We start from the raw sequence: 19881 nt of genomic DNA, 5'->3' as shown, positions 1-19881 counted from the left end.
AACCTCATGCGATTATTCGGCTGAAGGCAGCTCGCGCACCTCCACAGGCATCCCGAGCTGCTCCAGCTGGCTTTGAACGACGCTGGCATCGCCAACGACAACCCAAACGAATTTATCGGCGCTGATCGCGGCGCGTGCGGCGGCGTCCAGGCTTTCCTTGGTTTGGCCGCGATAGCGATCTACCAGCGTCTCATGGTAGTTGTCCGGGCGCTTAAACTGGGCGTTGGTCTGCAAAGCGCGCAGCACGGCGGCAGAGGTCTCAAATCGGCCGGGCAGTTCACCAACTTCTGCGGCAACATTGCGAGCAAGCTCTTCGTCGGTCACGCCATTGGCTGTAAGGAACTCAGTGGTTTCGCGGATCATCTCCGCCACTGAATCGCCAGTGCGATCGGCCTGAACGCCGCCAGAGATTTGGTACACCACCGCGTTTTCACGTGCCTGCGCTCCACCGCGCACGCCATAACTCCAACCCTTGGTTTCGCGCAGATTGTAGTTCAATCGGGCGAGGAAGTTGCCGCCTAGCGAGTTGTTGGCATTGGTGAAGTCGACATAGGCCGGATCGCTTGCATCCAATGGGGTTAGCTGCGCCCCAAGGATGAAGCTTTGCGGTGAGTTCGGACGGTTGATCAGGATGATCCGATTGCCTTCAGCCTCCTCGACATTTCCAAAGTTCTTAGCGCCCTTAGTCTCTGCCGGAGCGGTCCAATCGCCGAACACTGCGTTGAGCGAGGTGACGATCTCATCCAGCGGACGATCAGAGATCACGAAGACTTCGCCATTATCCGGCCGGATCCAGCTGTCCTTGAACGTAACCAGATCATCGCGGCTAATCGCACTGACGCTCTCAACCGTGCTGGTGTTGCCGTAAGGACTGTCAGCGCCGAACACTTCCGGGCCAATCGCGCGCACCGCCACACCTTGCGGCGAATTCATCTGCTGTTTGATCCCGGTGATGGTCTGGGCGCGGACACGCTCCAGCTCGCTCGCATCAAACGCTGGCTCACGGATAATCTTCGACATCAGGTCGAGTGATGGAGTGAGGTTCGCGGAGAGCGCGGAAAGTTGGAAGGTGGAGCGATCTGCGCTGGTGTTGCTAGCAATGTTGACGCCGAGACGCTCGCGCGCCTCTGCAATGTCCTGTGACGACATTTCCGCCGTACCTTCGTCAAACAGGCCAAGCGTCAGGCCAGCAAGCCCGTCTTTGCCCGCGGGATCAGACGCATTACCTGCATCGAATGATAACGTGACATAGGTCGCAGGGACTGCATCACGCTTTGCGTAGGTGACCTGCATACCATTGGCCAAGGTCGCTCGCTGCACATCAGGAAAATCGAGCTCTGCTACCGTATCGATCGGCGGCGTTGGGCGCTCAACCGAAACGGTTAGAGTGTCATCAGCTGGCGCTTCATCGGTGGCTGCATCTGCTGCTGCGACCGAGGCTGCCTCTTCATAACTTCCATCGCGCTCACCCGGTTCTAGCACCAGAGTAAAGGCAGGGCGGGTCATCCAGCGCTGCATTGCTGCTTTGACGTCGGCTGGTGTCAGCGTGGCGAGAACGTCCAGTTGGGTGCGATAAAACGCTGGGTCGCTGGCCAGCACTTCGCCCCGCGCGAGGGTTACGGCCTTGCCGTCAAAGCCGCCAACCTGCTCAAGGCCGCGAATGGTGCCAGCCAAGGAGCTGGTCGCTGCGCGGCGCACTTCGTCTTCGTTTGGACCTTCGGCGATGTATTCCGCGATCAGCTCATCAAGGCGCGCCTCCAGCGTGGCGAGCTCTACGCCCGGACGCAAAGTGGCGCTGACGGTCAGGATACCGACGCGCTGGAAGTCGAAATTACCCGCCGATACGCCAACGGCCAATTGCTCTTCACGCACCAGAATTTCGTCAAGGCGGCTGGAGGACAGCCCACCGAACACGCTGGCGCCCACGTTCAGCGCCGTCAGCTCGTCAGAGGTAATGCCCGGGACCGCCCAATATTTGTTGACGGTGGTCGCTGCGACCTTGTCTTTCATGACCGAGCGTACGTCTTCTTCAAGAACCGGCACGGCGGCCTCTGCTGGACTGTTGACCGGGCCGCGCGCGATCAGGCCAAACCATTTTTCCACCATCGGGCGCGCTTCGGCGGCAGAAATATCGCTCGACCAGCACCAGGGTCGCATTGTTCGGACCGTACTTGTCACGGAACCAATTGCGCACATCTTCCATACTCGCCGCATCAAGGTCAGCCATCGAGCCGATCACAGAATGGCTGTAGGGGTGGCCTTCGGGGAACATTGTGTCGAGAATCTCGTAGAATATGAGGCCGCCCGGCTGATTGTCGCCCTGACGTTTCTCGTTTTGCACCACGCCGCGCTGGTTATCGAGCTTGGCCTGCGTCACTGCGCCTAGCAGATAGCCCATGCGGTCGCTTTCCAGCCACAGCGCGCGTTCCAGCGCGGGGCGGGGCACCGTTTGGAAATAATTGGTACGGTCGAAATTGGTTGTACCGTTGTAATCGGTAGCACCCATTTCCTGCAGATATTGGAAATAGTCGTTCGGCGCGTTTTCAGAGCCGTTGAACATCAGGTGCTCAAACAGGTGGGCAAAGCCGGTTTGGCCCTTAGGCTCGTCTTTGGAACCGACATTGTACCATACGGCAACACCAACTACCGGCGCTTTGCGGTCTTCGTGAACGATCACGGTCAGCCCGTTTTCAAGCTCAAATTCCTCAAACGGAATGGCAACCTGGGAAACCAGATCGCTGAGGTCGCTGGTCACCTCGGAGGCCGCGGCATGATTATCCGCAATAGCAGGCGCGGCTGCGGTTGCTGCCAGCGCGAGGCCGATGGCGGTGAAAGTGGTGGTGGTGAAACGCGAAAGCATAATAGTCCCCAAAGAAGCTGTGCTTGAAATTGGCTTTATGGTTTTAACCTGATCGTTTTGACCCGATCATTTTGAATAGTCGCCAAATAAGCATGATTGCGCTCAATTGCTAACGGTATATCGCCGGGCGGCGTTGGCGATCACGTCGTCGCGCCAGAAATACACCGGCTTCAACTGATGATCGACGAACAATTGCATCTGATCGGTGTAATGTGGGCTGTCTGGCCGGGTGATGGCCGCGCCGAACTGTTGGATCGAGCGTGAAAACACCCGCCCGCCATCGGTTGGCCACTCAACCCATTGGATAAAGCTGTCGCCGTGAACCAGAGACAATCGACCGTCATCATCTACCTGCCAGGTGGTGGAGGCGCGCAAAGTGTCGGACCCGCCATCGAGCGGTAGATCAACATCCCCTTGGCGCAGCCGCAGCAGCTCTGACATGGGCGGATCGATCCGGCCAAAGTGCTCCATCAGGTGCGCACGCTTTTCTAGCAGGAATTCGCGCGGGTCGGGCGCGTCGTTTTTGTTCTGATATTCGGCCGACATATATTCTCGGATCATCAGCAGAGCGAGCGCGTCGGCCGGGCCTTCGCTGTCGGCGGTGAAATCCCAGCTGAGCAGCAGATCGCGCGCTTCGGCAAGGTCGGCGTCGCCCGCCGGATCGAGCGCCTCCAAGGCATCCCACAAATCCGCGACATAGCCAGCGCGCTCATAGGTCACGTCATATTTTATCCGCTCTAGGTTTTCGCGATCGAGCACGCCCGCCTCAGACAAGAGCATCCACGCGCGGCGCGAGCGGTTGGTCTGCTTTCGCTCGACACCCAGAACGGGCGAGAAATCCGCCGGATCGAGGTCGCTGCCAGCGCCCGCCGCAGTGAAGGGCTCGTTGTTGGAGTTATAGAGCCATCCGGACGCGGGGTTTATCAGCTTGGGCAGTTCCTCATAGCTCACCGTTCCTTCCCAGATTAGATCGCTGCGATTGCCGGGCAGAACGCCGCGCCAATTGGCCTCTACCTCATCCAGCTCTGGCCGGTCCGGGATCGCCGCATTGTAGACATAGGCGATGTTACCCGCCTTATCGGCATAGATGAAATTGGTGCTGGGAATGTCCATTCGCGCCATTTGCGCCTGCCATTCCTCCAGATTGGTGGTCTTGTTGAGGCGGTAATAGGCATCGAGCTGATCAAGGCTGTCCATCGCGCCATAGCGGATCGCAAAGGCGCCCTTGTCATTGATGATAACCGGGCCATGGACGCTGCGATGCACCGTACGGCGCACAGGCAGGGTGATCGGGCCCAGCCTTACCGGCAGGGTCACGGTCTTGCTTTCCAGATCGCGCCATTCGCCATCAAGCTGGTAGCGCGTGCCGCTCTCGTCCAGTGTCAGCTCGTAAATGTCGGTCATGTCCGGGCGATTGACCGTATTGGTCCAGCCAAGGTGCCGGTTATGGCCAAGGAATGGGAAGGGCGATCCGGGGAAATTGGCCCCGGTGAAATGCCAACCTTCCTCGCTCTCCACTGTCAGTTCGTACCACGCGACCCCGCCGCGCAGCGGTTGGTGCGAGTTCGAGATCAGTGTTGTCGGCCCGCCCGACTTGTCCGGCGTTACGGCAAAGGCGTTGGACCCCAGCAATCCGGCATCATCGCCCGCGGCGGGCAAAGGGTGAGGTCGGTAGGAGGCCTGTTCGCTCTCAGCTTGCGCCTCTCCCGGTGCATCATTGCTTGGTCCGGGCGCGCGGGGAAAGCCGGGAATGTCGGGGCCAAACTCGCGGCGCAGCTCTTCACCAGCCACCAGCGGCCCGATCACATTGCCCAGCCCAAAGAAAAACGGTTGGCGCAGGGCAAATCCGGCGGCCACATCCTTGCCGTTCATAGGAAACAGATTTGCTAGCTTCACCTCGCCGGGATTGTCCGCCGCATATTGGTTGAGGCCGGTAGCGTAGGCCTCAAACAAGGCGCGAGTGTCCGCTGGCAAAGCGTCATAGTGCCGGTCCGCCGTGCCGCGGGCATCGAGCAGGTGATAAGCAAAGTCGAACTGCGCGCCTTCCTCGCCCGCAATCGCGCCGTAGCGTCCGCGAGACATAGCCGCGACATCCTGCAGTGTGAAAAAGTCATCTTCTGCCTGAGCAATCGCCACACCAAAGGCGACATCGGCATCGGTCTTGCCGTAAATCTTCGGCACGCCAAATTCGTCGCGAATGATCTCGGCGCTGTATTGGTTCTTTTCCGGAGCCTCAGCGGAGGTGGCAAAAAACGGCTCCCACGTCGCCAATCCAATAAAGCCCGCGATCAGCAATACCAGCAGCGTCGCCCCGCTGCGCTTAAACCATTTCATCGACGTGCCTCTCCCGGGACAATATTTGCCCCAGCATCGCCCGCATGCCAGACAAGGTCAACTGCGAAGCGGTGTCGCATACAGGACTTGCAAAGCGCCGGTGGGAACCCACCTAGTCTAGTAATACACCTCTTTTGAGGGCAGCTATTTTTTGAATGAGGGGTCTTTTATGAATCTCGAAAAATTCACCGACCGGGCCAAGGGTTTTTTGCAAAGCGCGCAGACTGTTGCGATCCGCATGAACCATCAGCGGATTACGCCGCTGCACCTGCTGAAGGCGTTGCTCGAAGACGAAGAGGGCATGGCAGCAGGATTGATCCAGCGTGCGGGCGGTGAGGCTGGCCTGGCGGTCAGCCAGGTCGATGAGGGGCTGGGCAAGATCCCGGTTGTGACCGGCGGCGGCGCTCAGCAGACCCCTGGTCTCGACAATGACACTGTGCGCGTGCTCGATAATGCGGAGCAGATCGCAGAGAAGGCCGGGGACAGCTATGTGACGGTCGAAATGCTGCTGGTCGCCCTGTCACTCGCATCGGGTGCCGCTGGTGAGGCGATGAAGGCCGCAAGCGTGACCCCGCAAAGCCTCAATTCCGCCATTGACCAGCTGCGCGGCGGACGCAAAGCCGACAGCGCGAATGCGGAAAGCTCTTACGATGCGATGGAGAAATTCGCCCGCGATCTGACCCAGGCGGCGCGCGATGGTAAGCTGGATCCGGTGATTGGCCGGGACGAGGAAATTCGCCGGACGATTCAGATCCTGGCGCGGCGGACCAAGAACAACCCGGCGCTGATCGGCGAACCCGGCACGGGCAAAACTGCGATTGCAGAAGGCCTAGCGCTGCGCATCGCCAATGGTGATGTACCGGACAGCCTGAAGGGCCGCACGCTGATGTCGCTCGATATGGGGGCGCTGATCGCGGGCGCGAAATATCGCGGCGAGTTTGAAGAGCGGCTGAAATCTGTGCTCGACGAAGTGAAGAACGCCGATGGGCAGATCATCCTGTTCATTGACGAGATGCACACTCTGATCGGGGCGGGTGCAAGTGAAGGCAGTATGGATGCCTCCAACCTCCTGAAGCCTGCCCTATCGCGCGGCGAGCTGCATTGCATCGGTGCGACCACGCTTGATGAGTATCAGAAATATGTCGAGAAAGATCCGGCGCTGCAGCGGCGCTTTCAGATGGTCTATATCGATGAGCCGAGCGTTGAGGACACGATCAGCATCCTGCGCGGGCTGAAAGAGAAATATGAACTGCACCACGGCGTGCGGATTACCGACGGTGCGCTGGTTGCTTCGGCGCAGCTATCGAACCGTTATATCCAGAACCGTTTCCTGCCCGACAAGGCGATTGACCTGATGGATGAGGCCGCGAGCCGCATCCGTATGGAGGTGGAGAGCAAGCCGGAGGAGATCGACGAGCTTGATCGCCGGATCATCCAGTTGAAGATCGAGGAAAGCGCGCTTGAAAAAGAAGGCGATGCCAATTCCAAGGACCGGCTGGTCGCTTTGCGGGAAGAGCTGGCCAATCTGGAGCAGGAGAGCGCGGAGCTGACCACACGTTGGCAGAATGAGCGCGATAAGATCCAGGCTGAAGGCAAGATCAAGGAAGAGCTTGATGCCGCCCGGCTAGAGTTGGAGCAGGCCCAGCGGGTCGGCGATCTCGCCAAGGCCGGTGAGCTTTCCTACGGCAAGATCCCCGAGCTGGAGAAGCGCCTGGAAGAGGCCGAAGACCTCAATGAAGACGCGCTGCTGCGCGAAGAGGTGACCGAAGAGGACATTGCAGGCGTTGTGGCCCGCTGGACCGGCATCCCGATGGAACGGATGATGGAAGGCGAGCGCGACAAGCTGCTGCAGATGGAAGAGATCATTGGCAAGCGCGTGATCGGGCAGTCCGATGCGATTGTCGCCGTCTCCAAGGCCGTGCGCCGCGCGCGTGCCGGCCTGCAAGACCCGGGCCGCCCGCTTGGCTCATTCCTGTTCCTCGGCCCAACCGGCGTCGGCAAGACCGAGCTGACCAAGGCGCTCGCTGAATTCCTATTCGATGATGATCAAGCGCTGGTCCGCATCGATATGAGTGAGTTTATGGAGAAGCATTCCGTCGCCCGGCTGATCGGCGCGCCTCCCGGCTATGTCGGCTATGACGAGGGCGGGGTGCTGACCGAGGCGGTGCGGCGCCAGCCCTATCAGGTGGTGCTGTTCGACGAGGTCGAAAAAGCGCACACCGATGTCTTCAACGTGCTGCTGCAAGTGCTCGACGATGGCCGCCTGACCGATGGGCAAGGCCGCGTGGTCGACTTTGCGAACACGCTGATCATCCTCACCTCAAACCTGGGCAGTCAGTTCCTCTCCAACCTCCCCGACGATGGTAAGGTGGCCGATGTCGAAAATGAGGTGATGGATGTGGTGCGCGGGCATTTCCGCCCAGAGTTCCTCAACCGGCTGGATGAGATTATCCTGTTCCACCGCCTCGCGATGGAGCACATGGCGCCGATTGTCGCGATCCAGGTGAAGCGCGTGCAAAAGCTGCTTAAGGACCGCAAGATCGAACTTGATCTGACCGAGGCGGCGCTGCGCTGGCTGGGCCGTGTGGGTTATGATCCGGTCTATGGCGCGCGGCCATTGAAGCGCGCGGTGCAGCGCTATCTGCAGGATCCACTGGCTGAAAAGCTGCTGGAAGGCGGCGTACCCGATGGCTCGACGGTGAAGATCGACGAAGGCGACGGGGAGCTGAAGATGGACGTCGAGAGTTAGGGGCGGGCTGAGTGTATGCAAAAGGAAGCGATGTTTGATGCATGCGGCTACCGCTGTTAGCATCACCACTTCTTGTCAGACCTTCTTTGAAAGCGACCTTTATGGAAAATCTCTTAGTGAAAGCGGCGGCGCTTGCCTGCGGCGCAGTTTTGGCATTTCAAGCTTCTCCTGCTTGGTCACAGCAGCAACCAGAATTGGATACTGACCGACCCGAGATTTTCTCTCAATTGCTTGATTGCCGACAGATTGAAACCATTGAAGAACGGGTGGCTTGCTATGACGCCAGAGTTGATGCTTTGGACAAAGCCGAAGCGGACAACGAGCTGATCATTGCAGATCGCGAGGATGTTAAAGAAGCCCGCAAGGGATTGTTTGGTTTCAATCTTCCGAAGATTAAACTCTTTGGCGGCGACGACCAAGAGGCCCAAAATATCAATGAGGTAAGCACATCAATAGTGTCTTCTCGGCAGTTTGGTCGAGGCAAGTGGCGTATCCGCTTGAGCAATGGATCGATTTGGGAGCAGACCGACAGCCGCAGTTTGTCGAGAAGCCCTCGGGTAGATGATACAGTCTTGATTAAGCGTGCCTCTTTGGGGAGCTTTCTGGTTAAGATCCGTAACAATCCATGGTTGAGAATGCGCCGTGTAGAATGATCGGATAGTCTGGCGAGAGAGATTTTGGGCGGTTTTGTAAGAAATAGGCTGCCTATTTTTCTCACTAGAAGATGAGCAAAAAAGGGGCGGGAGTAATTCCCGCCCCTTTTCTATTTTGTCGTGGGTCCCCTTATCAGAAACGGCCCGTAAATCCGACCGTGTAACGGCGGCCAAGAATGCCTGCGTTGAAGGTATTAGTCGCAGCCGATGGGAACGGAGCCTCTTCTTCGAAAAGGTTGTCGATTGTGAAACGAACTGTAATTCGTTCATCAATCTCATGGCGGATTGTGGTGTTGATCAGGAGGTAATCGCTAAGACGGTCGAAGTCTTGGATGTCCTCTGGCGCTTCGTCTCGGTCGAATATTGATGACGAGAAGTATACGCCCGTGAGCGAGAAGGTTGTGCCACCGTTACGATATGTAAGGCTTGCATTCGCCTCGTGACGGAAATCACCCGTCTCACCGTTGAAGTTGGTGGTTGAGTCAACGATCGTCTGGTTCGATTCATCCTGATAGAAGTAACGACCAACAAGCCCGATAGTGCCGAGATCGCTCTCGCCACCAAAGACGTCGTTCAGATCGAAATTGTAACGCGCCGTGGCTTGCAGGCCCGCAAAGTTCAATGAACCTGCGTTCGAATCTCCGGTCAGCGCCCCAGTGATCTGACCAGTCGCATCGCGAGTGAACTGACCACATGTGGGTGTGTTCGGGAAGTTGGTGCTGTCAAAGCAGCTTGCCAGAATATCGGTCAAACCTAGTGTTACAATCGCATTTGTCAGCTCAATATCGACCCAATCAATGGCGAGACTGAAGTTTGGAATGAAACGAGGTTGAAGGATGACACCAGCCGTCCAAGCCCTTGATGATTCGTTGAGCAAGTTCGGGTTACCCGAGCTTGTAATCTCTTGCGAAGCATCTTGAATGGTAGATTCGAAAGTCGTCGTATCAATACCGATCGAGGCACAGTTAGCTGCACGTGTTGCTGGATCTGGGCCGTCGTTGACGAAATCCACATCGCATGGGTCGTTTGCAAATGAGAATACACTTACAGCCGGCAGGAACAGTTCGGTGATCGCAGGAGCGCGAACCGACTCGGTATAGCTTCCACGGAAGGTGACATCTTCGATTGGTGCAAACACACCGCCGACGGTCCAAACTTCATCGGAGCCAGCGAGGCTGTTGTCGATGTAACGAAGTGATGCATCAAGTTCCAAGCGATAAACGAACGAGCCGTTCTCAGGTTGGATGATTGGAACGAAGACTTCGCCGAAGAACTCATTGGTTTCAAACGAACCAACAACTTCGGAAATCGCGACAGCGCGACCCAAACCTTCTTGCAAAAAGCCATCAGGAGTGAAGCGCGACCGCTCGTTACGATTCTCAAAACCAATATTGAACGACACTGGGTTGTCGAAGATGTCGAACGGTGAACCACCAAAGTTGGCGTTGAAGATCCGCTGTGTGTTTACCGATTCCGAAGTCACACCAGTCGTCACGAAGTCAATCGCAGCAGCTGATGGAGCGCCGTCACCGAAGAGGTTAAGCGGCACACAACCTGAAACTGCATTAGGTGTTTCTGGAGTGTTTGCAACGTTAGCAGAAGTCGAGGCAGCTGCCGGTCCGTCGCGAGTTACACGGCATACAATGTTGCCGTCTGCATCGGCGACTGCATCAACTGCATTGATGAAGTTTTCTTGTACCAACGCGGTGCTGGTCGCAATTGATTGCGACCGACCGTAGGAATAAGAAACTTCATACGCGTAGTCGCGTCCACCAAGCTCAAGGTTTCCATCAATCCCAAAGACTGAGCGGAACAGGTCGAGTTGACCGAAGTTCGCATTGTTGCCGCCGAGCAAGTCGAGGCTTGCGCGTTGGAGCGAGAACTGAGTGTCATCATCAACACCGTCACCATCGGTATCGAAGTTCAACACTTGAACACCTCCAGCGTCAGCGAGATTGCCTGGTGCCAAAAGTACGCCGCGAGCCTGATCGTTCAGGAACGGGTTGCTCAACAAAATGCCGAGGCCGCCTGAGTCGCCGCCAAACAGCTGTGATTGGAAGACGGGTTGGTTGGCCAATTCAGTAGAGTTGGTATCGGCATAGTTCGCTTCGAAGAAGAAACGTACGTTGTCAGTGAGGTCATAGTGACCGGTCGCAAAGAGCGTCAACCGTTCGAGCGCGGAAGAAATCTGCGCAGTGTCAGCGAGCGTCAGTCCGTCACCGCCCGAAGAGTTGACTGCGCCGCTCGTCTCACCGAGGTCAAACGGTACAAGATCGCCGTTAGGTGCAAACTGAACGATACCGCCGCCGGGGCCAGTAAAGCCAGCACCAAAGGCTGGCAAAGCCGAACCAAATGTAAAGCCCTGTGTCGGAATACCGCCACGAGTGAGGGCTGAAATTCGACGATTAACCAGTAGTGTGTCGCCGCTGCGGAACAATTGCGCCGATGTACGGTCGCGGGCAGTTGCAAGAATACCTGAGGAATCGGTGTATTCGAAGTTAACTGCGATGTTACCGCGATCTTCAGCGAAGTTCCCGCCGACCGTTACCGAGGTGCGGACAGTTTCACCGTCACCGTCGTCAAAAAGGCCATATTGAGTGGTTGTTTCCAGGCCTTCGAAGTCGTCTTTCAAACGCAAGTTGATTGTGCCTGCGACCGCGTCTGAACCATAAGTTGCAGCGCCGCGAACTGTTAGGACATCAACACCGTCAATAAGTGAGACTGGGATTACATTAAGATCAACTTGCAGTCCGGATGCCGCACCGCTGAAGTTGGAAGCTGTGTTTGACGATACGAAGCGGCGACCATTGACGAGTGTCAAAGTCCGCTGTGACCCGAGACCAAACAGGTTCGCAAAGTTCTGACCAACAGAGAAGCCAGCTTGGCCGCCGTTCGACGAAACCGCGACACCAAAGCCAGGGATTTCGTTCAGAACTTCAGAAATGTTGTTGAATGAGCGTTGCTCAATCTCTTCAGCGCCGATGCTTGCGATAAGCGGTGCTGCACCTTCAGTTTCTGGGCGCGCAATCCGCGAACCAGTAACCACGATTCCTGGGCCATCTTCTTCCGCCGCGCCGTCTGCTGTTTCAGCAGTTTCGGCATCCTGGGCTAAAGCTGGAACCGATGCGAGCGCAAGCCCAACGGCTAGCGATCCGGCGCTAAGCCGGAGTTGTGTTGAAATTTTCATTTGGTTTCATACCCCTATGATTGGTCCAAATCTTTTTTGTGAATGCGATAATGGGCATTCTTTAGGAAAGCACTCATCGCCTAGGCGTTGTGCGACTTTGCGATGATGTCCTCCCTTTCGATAAGGTAGTAGCTAACTCAAATCCGACGCTGCAACGTCAAGAATCCGAGCAGGCTATTCCTGCGCGGAGTAAAGACCGCTCTGCGTTTGAATGTGAAGCCTTACATCGCGTCTTTTGAAAATGAACCTATGGTGTATCAGAATTGCAACATTCCAGTTGTGCCTTCGGAGGCTATCTCAGCCGAGGTAGTCAGAGGCAATCGAATCGATAGATAATCTTTTAGTATGAGTGATTTAGGCATTCAGAATGCCTGCGCCTTGTGAGTAAAGGAGTGCTATTGGAGTTCGCGCTACGGCTTTCTGGTGTGCAAGGATTTGTTGAGTACCCTCGGTTGACCAGAAATAAAAAAGGGGCCGGAAAGCCAGCCCCTTAGTTGATTTAACTGACATTCAAAGGTCAGAATTTCAGGCGTCCCGTGATCGAGAAACGACGTCCCAGTGGATCATATGTCGATGGGAACACGTTACCGCTGTTAAAGGCGGTGGTGCCAACGTCACTACCAACTACGGTTGGAGAGTTGTCGAACAAGTTCAGAACAGCGAGCGTGATTTCGATGTTCTCGGTCGCTTTCGCGCGAACCGTCAGATCGAAGTAATGCTCAGCACCGATGCTCTCAAACTCAGGCAGGAAGTTACCTGCAACCTCTGGTTCAATTTCAACCGAGTCAATGTAGCGCCACAGCAACGACAGGTCGAAGTTTTCGAACTGTAAGGTGTTGCGAGTAGTGAAGCTAAATTCAGGTTGGATAGAACCTGCAAGGTTACAGTTAGTGCTGAAAAAGCCAACACATTCACGATTCAGCGAGGCAGGATCGCCAGCGTTGGCATTGAAGGTCGAACGGTTCGTCCAGTTACCAAGAACATTGATGCTCCAATCCGCAAAACCAACATCACGCGAGTAGTTAACCGCAAGATCAATCCCATCTGTTTCGATAGCACCTTGGTTGGTCAATACCTGCGGGAGGCCCGGAGTAATGGCAACATCGCCAAACAGATTTCCGCTGAATGGGTTACGCCCGATGCTTGTACAAGCATCAGATGTAGCAGCGCCAGCTGGCAGGTTAGGGGCGCCGCCAGCGCCACTGAAGCCTTGGCCAAAGCAAGATGCGAACACATCACCAACGGTCGGGTTACTAATCGCATCAGAGATACTGATATTGTAGTAATCGAAAGTGATCGAAAGCCTTGGGATTGCAACAGGCTGAATGACGAAACCAATGGTCCAGGTGTCGGCATTTTCCGCTCCCAGATCTGGATTGCCACCAGTGGTTACATTGATCTGACCAGCTGGATCTGGGATGATATTACCAATAGTGGTCGCAGGTGCCCCTTGTGCCAAGCAAACAGCTTGGAGAGCAGCATCCACAACAGGGTTGTTGCCCTGACACGGATCTTCTGAGCTGTTATCCAGACCAGTGATCTGCGGTGCGAAAAGCTCACCAATATTTGGTGCACGTGTCACTTGCTGGTAGTTACCGCGAACGGTGAAACCATCGATGACAGTCCAACTACCGCCAGCTTTCCAAGTGTATTCTGTACCCGTTGTTGAGTAGTCTGAAATACGACCGCCCAGTTCGAGGTTGAGCTCTTCAGCCCAGACAGCACCGGAGACCAATGGAACAATGAGTTCGCCGAACACTTCGGAGACGTCAAAGCTGCCACCTTGGTTCGGGTTTGCTGCTCCGTTGCCTAGAACTTCGCCAGGTGTCTGCGAAAGCAAATCTGATGCGGTAAAGGCGGTGTACTCGCGATATTCAGCACCAAGCACAAAGCTAACAGGCTGGTCAGCGCTAGGGATAGTGAGACCGAAATCGCCACTAACAAAACCTTGGATCTGCCCAAGGCTTGTTGCTGTGGAGGCAAAGTTGCCAACATCCAAGAATGCACCAACCTCAGGCGTGATCGAACCTACTGGGCCGAATAGGTTGATTGGAACACATCCACCAGTTGGGTCGATACAAGAATTAGCATCGACCGAGAAAATAGACTGATCAAGACGTGTACGCGTTCCGTTGCCGGATTGTGCACTGCGCAGGTCGCTTTCACCATAAGCGCCGAAGACATCAAACTCAATGCTGTCGGTAATATCGCCGCGAGCGCCGACCTTTACCTGGAACACACGCGTTTGACGCTCATTAAGCCTTGGGCCCAATTCCACGAAGCGACGCGCGAGGTTGGTTACCGGAGCCAAGAAGTCTGGGTTGGCAGAACCGTCAGCTAATGTTGGACCGAACGTCGTAGCACCGGCTGCATCACAGGCTGCTTGAGAAATGCCTTGATCAGCACAAATGATGTTACGAATGTTGTCGTTCAGAAACGGATTGTTGAGCGGCAAAGGCGAGTTCACACCGAACGAACCTGATGGCGCAATCGCTGTTGTGTTCGTACTCTGCGTGAACAGACCCTCAGAATACAATGAAACACCATCGGTGATTTCATATGACGCCGTACCAAAGATGCGGAACTGCTCCAAGGGGAGTTGGAAAAGGTTAAACGGGTTGAAGTTGAATGGCCGGTCGAACGGCACCAAAGTGCTTCCATCTTCGGAAATCTGTTGGAAGCCACCCAAGCTAGGCACGTTGATGCGCGTCGGCGCAGCGGTGCTAGAACCGCCAGGCGCGCCAGTTACTGAACTCACGTTAAAGACTGAGAAGTCTCGACCACCCTGCAGAACCTCTGAACGATTGGTGTAACCGAGGCTCAGTGTCGCGTTACCGCGTCCATCATCAAAGTTGCCTCCAATGGTTGCATCAATGCGGAATGTTTCACCATCACCTTGCTCAGTGATGCCTTGAGTTGCGCTAAGTTCAACGCCTTGGAAGTCGCTCTTGGTGATGAAGTTGACAACACCGCCAATGGCATCGGCACCATAAGCCGCACCAGCACCACCGGTCAGAACGTCTGTACGTTCGATTAGTGCCAATGGAATGATATCGACGTTAGTAATACCAGCGAGGCCGGCTGGGATTACGCGTGTACCGTTCAAAAGAACGATGTTGCGGTTCGCGCCAATACCACGCAGGTTCAAGAATGTTGAACCGCCGTTACCATTGTTAACCTGAGCACCGATGCTTGGGACCACGCCAGGAATTTCACGAAGGAATTCCTCGACAACGTTTGCCTGACGCAAATCAATTTCATCTGCGGTCACCGCTGCAACCGGGCTCGAAAGCTCCAAGTTCGGATTAGAGATCCTCGAGCCGGTAACGATAATAGCGTTTTCGGCATCTTCGCCACTAGCTACTGCGTCGTCGCTTTCGGCGTCTTGTGCAACGGCCGGAACCGATGCCAATGCCAATCCAACGGCGAGCGAACCAGCACTCAGTCGGAGTTGATTGGAAATCTTCATATGGTTTCATACCCTTATGATAATGCTAGCCAAAATTGGCTCACATACGTCAAGATGCAATCCAGTCCCTGATGCTGGCCTTAGTGTCAGCATCAAAACGCATCCAATTTGTCGGCAAAGGCACACTACTTATGTTCAAAAAGACTCGAACACGTAGGGACCCGCTATTGCCTAGGTTCGACGTAGAAGCCTTTGCGCGGCTATGGGAAGCATCCGACTTAGCTTTCGCGAAATTGAAATCCTGGTGTAGCAGCTTTGCAACACTGCTTCGATCGCCCAGTTAACCACGCAAATTAGCCGATCGCATGGGACTTTTCGACATTCACAATTGGCTTGCTAACACTTAGCTGTTTGCCTTTTGGAATTGCTGTGACAATTGTGAAGCTGAAAGGAAACTCAATGCGCGCTTATTTTGCCCTTATCGTTTTCGGAGTGGCTATGGTCGCCGGAACCTCTGTTGAGGCACAGGACGTATCGGAGATTGGCAGCGATACGCCAGCTATAGTCGATAGCATGTTTCAATGTCGCGAGTTAGAAGATCCTGAGGCACGCTTGGCGTGTTTTGATCGTGAAGTTGGGCGGGTCTATGAGGCACAAGCATCACGCGATTTGGTCATTGCAGATCGAGAGCAAATTCAAGAAGCCAGACGCGGTGTGTTTGGTCTGCGGTTACCTTCGCTGAAGATATTCGGCGGCAGCGATGATGATGACGAGGGGGTGAATAGGATTACAACGACATTGGTCAGCGCTAAGCGCGGCGACAACGGTCGTTACGTTTTCGAGCTCGAAGATGGCGCTCGCTGGCTTCAGACTGAGTCGGTTGTGGGTCGTCAGCGTTATAAAGCAGGCGATACGGTCATCATAGAAAAGGCAGCGTTTGGCAGTTTTAAAGCCAAAATAAATGGAAAGTTCGGTGTGCGAGTGCGGCGCTTAAACTGAGTGCTGCTGGCACTCTTCGTAGCGTCAACCAGTAGGTGCATGGTTCCATCAGAATCTTGGTTGACGTTTACGTAAGCGGACCTTACCCCGGTGGCCATAACATGGAGCAGGTCCAAGAATGGGGCCGCCCGGACACTGCCTTGAGAGGATCTTGCCGCTATGACCACCGCTTATATCGTTGACGCCGTTCGCACAGCCGGAGGGCGCCGAGGTGGCAGGCTTGCTGGCATTCATCCGGTTGATCTTCTGGCTCATTCGCTCGACGCGATTGTTGAGCGCAGCGGCATTGATCCCACCGCGATTGATGATGTGGTGAGCGGCTGTGTCAGTCAGGCGGGTGAGCAGGCCGGGCAGGTCGGCCGGATGGCGGTGCTCGCGTCAAAGCTGCTGCCACAAACAACGCCAGCCGTTTCGATTGATCGCCAATGCGGATCTTCTCAGCAAGCGATCCAGTTCGCTGCGCAAGCCGTGATGAGCGGGACGCAGGACGTCGTGATCGCGAGCGGCGTTGAAAGCATGACCCGCGTGCCAATGGGGTCCAACATGACGTTGCATATGAAAGAGGGGCTGGGCAATTACATGTCGCCTGGCGTTATGGAGAAATATCCGGGCGTTCAGTTCAGCCAGTTCATGGGCGCAGAAATGATCGCGAAGAAGCATGATTTCTCCAAAGAGCAGATAGACGCATTCGCGCTGGAGAGCCACAAGCGCGCGATCGCGGCGACCGAGGCGGGCGCATTCGAAGACGAAATCGCGCCGATTGCGATCGAAACGCCGGAAGGCGATGCCATGCACACGGTGGATGAAGGTATCCGCTTTGATGCGACGCTTGAAGGGATTTCGGGCGTCAAACTGCTCGCGCCAGAGGGGCGGATCACCGCCGCCTCTGCCAGCCAGATTTGCGACGGATCCTCTGCGGTTCTGGTGGTCAGCGAAGACGCTCTTAAACGCCACAATCTCACGCCAATGGCGCGCATTCACAACCTCACCGTCACGGCGGGCGACCCTGTTATCATGCTGGAAGAGCCGCTGTTTGCAACTGACCGCGCGCTGGAACGCGCTGGCCTGAAGATCGACGATATTGATCTTTACGAGGTCAACGAGGCTTTCGCTCCTGTACCGATGGCATGGCTGAAGCACACGGGCGCCGATCCAGAAAAGCTGAACGTGCATGGCGGCGCGATTGCACTGGGCCACCCGCTCGGCGCGTCGGGCACAAAATTGATGGCAACGCTCGTCCATGGGCTGAAACGTCATGGCAAGAAATATGGCCTGCAAACGATGTGTGAAGGCGGCGGCGTTGCCAATGTCACCATCGTTGAGGCTCTTTAAGAATACAAACTCATTTGAGAGGAATTGAAGCAATGGAAGTATCTGCAAACACCCCAGCCGTCGTCACCGGCGGCGCATCCGGCCTCGGCGCGGCAACGGCCCGCGCGCTCGCGGCCAAAGGTGCCAAAGTCGCGATCTTCGATATGAACGAAGAGAAGGGCGAGGCAATGGCCGCCGAGATTGGCGGCGTGTTCTGCAAGGTCAATGTGACCAGCGATGAAGACGTGGACGCTGGCTTTGCCAAAGCGCGCGAAGCGCACGGCCAAGAGCGGATCCTTGTGAATTGCGCTGGCATCGGCAATGCGATCAAGACCGCCAGCCGCGACAAACAAACTGGCGAGATCAAGCACTTTCCCGTCTCTGCTTTCGACTTCGTCATTCAGGTGAACTTGATCGGTACGTTCCGCTGCATCGCCAAATCGGCGGCCGGCATGATGACGCTTGATCCGATTAATGAAGACGGCGCGCGCGGCGCGATGGTCAACACGGCATCGGTCGCTGCTGAAGACGGTCAAATTGGCCAGGCGGCCTATTCCGCATCGAAGGGCGGCGTTGTCGGCATGACCTTGCCAATCGCTCGCGACCTGATGCGCGAAGGCATTCGGGTGAACACCATCCTGCCGGGCATCTTCGAAACCCCGTTGATGAACGCTGCACCGCCGCAAGTGAAGGAAGCACTCGCAGCCTCCGTTCCATTCCCAAAACGTCTGGGCAACCCTAACGAGTACGCGAAGCTGGCGATGACGATGATCGAAACCGGCTACTTCAATGGCGAAGACGTGCGCCTCGACGGCGGTATCCGTATGGCACCGCGTTGATGGTATGAACCTAGATTAGGTTGCCGCCCAAGGTGGATCCTTGAAACGGCAGTTTATCAGGGCTTAGTAGAAAAGGCGGGAGGGTCTGTTGGCTTACGAGAAGATCTTTCAATCTCGGGCCATTTGGCTCTTCCGCCTTTTCGCGTTGGTTATCATCGCCGCCTTCCTGAAGGCCAATCCCGCCCTCGCCGAGGAGGGGGATAGAGCCGGACTACGCCTCGAAAAGGTTTGGAGCTATGACGGCGGGGGCTATGGTTCGGACTTCAAGCTGGAGCCGACACTCGCGATCACGCCAGAGCATGTTCTGGTGGCTGGCTTCATGCCCAAGGGGGATCGGCAGCATCAAGTAATCCGCGCGTTCGATATTGAAAGCGGTGAGCCCGGCGACGTCCTCAATCACCCTGATGTACGGCCTTTTGACGGATTTGGCGAAGCGATCGCAGCGAATGATCACTTTGTTGTCACCGTACTTCATCGTAAGCATTCACCAGAAGCTGGCGGCCAGTTGCTGGTCTACGACGCGAAGACCCTAAAGCTGCTGCGCCGCATAGAGAACCCGCGCGCCGAGGAATCTGCGTGGTTTGGGATCGCTGGCCTGGCCTTGGACGGTGAGCGCATTCTCGTGTCTGTTTCAACAACTAGGGACAGACGCGCCAGCGCTTGGGTGTTCAGCGCCGAAACCGGGGAGATATTGCTTACCATCGACGAGCCAAACGTGCCCGAGAATGGTCGCCGCCTGAGCTATTTTGGCCATACGATCGCGATGAACGAAACGCATATCGCCATCGCTTCAAATGGTCACTCGGGGCCGACCGCTCTCTATGCGCGCGGCGAGGTCTGGGTCTTCGATTCGAAAGATGGCTCTTTGCAATACAAGCTCGATCGGCCTAGCATCGGAAAAAGCATCCATGTTTGGTCGGTCACTCGTCCTATCGGATGGTCGGCTACATGTATCGAGTTTGGGCGAAACGGGTCCTTTGAATTGGCCCTCAGGGCGTGTGCACTCTTATGATCTGGACAGCGGCGAATTGTTATTCACGCTCGAGGACCGAGGTGCCCCAACAACGTCTGATGAAATCTTGAACGGAGTCAGTGGGGAAGGGTTTCCATCGGGCCTGATCGGTGAGCAAAATTTGCTGATTTCGGCCCTTCCCGACTGGCCGAATTCGTTGGCGGGACGGGGCGGGTTGGTCGTACTCAATGGCACCACGGGTGACCGCCTTTTGACCTATCACCACGAAGCCGGTCAGGAAAGCGCACGCTTTGGGCGCGCTCTTGCCGCCGGATACGGATCTGTCGCGGTGGCGGAAGAGGTCCGCACCGACAAAGGCTTGATCCAGCGCGTAACGCTCTACCGGTTGGTTATCCCTGACTAGACCCACGTGCCTCAACAATTCAAAGGCACTCGCTGAGGATAGCGGGCCTTTGACGAGGATCGGATCTTAGCGATGAAACGGACTTCGTATTCAATCCAGCAGTGTAGAGCTTGTTGAGAAGGACAGTTTTCTTCCTCAAAGAGGTGTGTCAGGTGTGTTGAGAA

At 55.9% G+C, this 19881-nt stretch carries 10 protein-coding genes and 1 pseudogene; 7 read left to right on the top strand and 4 right to left on the bottom strand.

Annotation, left to right across the window (positions count from 1 at the left end):
* Window positions 1-12: 12 nt before the first annotated feature.
* Together AC0V6Z_RS00535 and AC0V6Z_RS00530 are read right to left on the bottom strand one after the other, a co-directional pair.
* Window positions 13-2860, bottom strand: a pseudogene (locus AC0V6Z_RS00535) (M16 family metallopeptidase).
* Window positions 2861-2962: 102 nt separating this feature from the next.
* A complete protein-coding gene (locus AC0V6Z_RS00530) occupies window positions 2963-5194 on the bottom strand; it encodes an acylase (RefSeq protein WP_472639506.1) in 2232 nt (743 codons plus the stop codon).
* Window positions 5195-5363: 169 nt separating this feature from the next.
* Between AC0V6Z_RS00530 and clpB the strand changes: the two genes are divergently transcribed.
* The gene (gene clpB, locus AC0V6Z_RS00525; protein WP_472639505.1) at window positions 5364-7943 is read left to right on the top strand and encodes an ATP-dependent chaperone ClpB; all 2580 of its coding nucleotides are present in this window, start codon (window positions 5364-5366) and stop codon (window positions 7941-7943) included.
* A 101-nt stretch (window positions 7944-8044) separates the two neighbouring features.
* Window positions 8045-8596 (top strand): hypothetical protein, encoded by a 552-nt coding sequence (locus tag AC0V6Z_RS00520; protein ID WP_472639504.1) that lies wholly within the window; start codon window positions 8045-8047, stop codon window positions 8594-8596.
* Between the two features lie 133 nt (window positions 8597-8729).
* On the opposite strand, the gene AC0V6Z_RS00515 is transcribed toward AC0V6Z_RS00520, so the two are convergent.
* Window positions 8730-11783: a TonB-dependent receptor domain-containing protein gene (locus tag AC0V6Z_RS00515; RefSeq protein ID WP_472639503.1), complete on the bottom strand. Its 3054-nt coding sequence runs from the start codon at window positions 11781-11783 to the stop codon at window positions 8730-8732.
* Window positions 11784-12300: 517 nt separating this feature from the next.
* Window positions 12301-15252, bottom strand: coding sequence for a TonB-dependent receptor domain-containing protein (locus tag AC0V6Z_RS00510; RefSeq protein WP_472639502.1), 2952 nt, complete (start codon window positions 15250-15252; stop codon window positions 12301-12303).
* A 333-nt stretch (window positions 15253-15585) separates the two neighbouring features.
* On the opposite strand from AC0V6Z_RS00510, the gene AC0V6Z_RS00505 reads away from it, so the two are divergent.
* The 5 genes from AC0V6Z_RS00505 (at window position 15586) to AC0V6Z_RS00485 (ending at window position 19717) form a co-directional block, all read left to right on the top strand.
* Complete coding sequence (locus tag AC0V6Z_RS00505) at window positions 15586-16191, top strand: hypothetical protein (RefSeq protein ID WP_472639501.1); 606 nt, start codon at window positions 15586-15588, stop codon at window positions 16189-16191.
* A gap of 159 nt (window positions 16192-16350) precedes the next feature.
* On the top strand, window positions 16351-17523 hold the full coding sequence (locus AC0V6Z_RS00500; protein ID WP_472639500.1) for an acetyl-CoA C-acetyltransferase: 1173 nt from the start codon (window positions 16351-16353) through the stop codon (window positions 17521-17523).
* 32 nt (window positions 17524-17555) lie between these two features.
* On the top strand, window positions 17556-18341 hold the full coding sequence (locus AC0V6Z_RS00495) for an SDR family NAD(P)-dependent oxidoreductase (protein ID WP_472639499.1): 786 nt from the start codon (window positions 17556-17558) through the stop codon (window positions 18339-18341).
* 88 nt (window positions 18342-18429) lie between these two features.
* On the top strand, window positions 18430-19353 hold the full coding sequence (locus tag AC0V6Z_RS00490) for a YncE family protein (protein WP_472639498.1): 924 nt from the start codon (window positions 18430-18432) through the stop codon (window positions 19351-19353).
* Between the two features lie 67 nt (window positions 19354-19420).
* Window positions 19421-19717: a hypothetical protein gene (locus tag AC0V6Z_RS00485; RefSeq protein WP_472639497.1), complete on the top strand. Its 297-nt coding sequence runs from the start codon at window positions 19421-19423 to the stop codon at window positions 19715-19717.
* Window positions 19718-19881 lie beyond the last annotated feature (164 nt).

Source organism: Erythrobacter sp. SN6-5 (assembly GCF_057364945.1).
This window is presented reverse-complemented; position numbering and strand designations above follow the sequence as displayed.

Excerpts from the sequence above, each read along its gene's own strand:
- AC0V6Z_RS00530 (WP_472639506.1), bottom strand. The coding sequence starts at position 5,194 with ATGAAATGGTTTAAGCGCAGCGGGGCGACGCTGCTGGTATTGCTGATC.
- clpB (WP_472639505.1), top strand. The coding sequence starts at position 5,364 with ATGAATCTCGAAAAATTCACCGACCGGGCCAAGGGTTTTTTGCAAAGC.
- AC0V6Z_RS00520 (WP_472639504.1), top strand. The coding sequence starts at position 8,045 with ATGGAAAATCTCTTAGTGAAAGCGGCGGCGCTTGCCTGCGGCGCAGTT.
- AC0V6Z_RS00515 (WP_472639503.1), bottom strand. The coding sequence starts at position 11,783 with ATGAAAATTTCAACACAACTCCGGCTTAGCGCCGGATCGCTAGCCGTT.
- AC0V6Z_RS00510 (WP_472639502.1), bottom strand. The coding sequence starts at position 15,252 with ATGAAGATTTCCAATCAACTCCGACTGAGTGCTGGTTCGCTCGCCGTT.
- AC0V6Z_RS00500 (WP_472639500.1), top strand. The coding sequence starts at position 16,351 with ATGACCACCGCTTATATCGTTGACGCCGTTCGCACAGCCGGAGGGCGC.
- AC0V6Z_RS00495 (WP_472639499.1), top strand. The coding sequence starts at position 17,556 with ATGGAAGTATCTGCAAACACCCCAGCCGTCGTCACCGGCGGCGCATCC.